The 271-nt window shown below is 36.2% G+C and carries 1 protein-coding gene; it reads left to right on the top strand.

The features are described from left to right. On the top strand, window positions 1-271 hold a 271-nt coding region (locus AAEY62_RS22455; RefSeq protein ID WP_350636627.1), incomplete at both ends, for a cell division protein ZapC domain-containing protein.

Here is a 271-nt window from a genome sequence, read left to right as displayed (position 1 = left end):
CTCAATGCAACCGCAGTGAAATTTCAATTAAAGCCAGTACTTGCTAAAAGTTGGTTTTTTGAGCAATACACAGGAAGCACTCCAAGTACTGAAGCCGTTATTAATTTAACCTCTAAAGCGCAGTCGGGAGAGTTTTTAATTGTAGAGCACAGCAGTGATGCATCTGTGTGTATTAACCTAAGTGAAAATTTTCAATTAGATGATAATTTATCATTAGTACAGTTTGAAGCCATTCGCGTTTTAAACAATCGTGTACATCCTCTCTTAAATC

The organism is Pseudoalteromonas sp. GW168-MNA-CIBAN-0100 (assembly GCF_040309225.1).
Classification (GTDB): domain Bacteria; phylum Pseudomonadota; class Gammaproteobacteria; order Enterobacterales; family Alteromonadaceae; genus Pseudoalteromonas; species Pseudoalteromonas arctica.
Note: the sequence above shows the minus strand (reverse complement) of the source record. Positions and strands in the feature narration are given on the sequence as shown.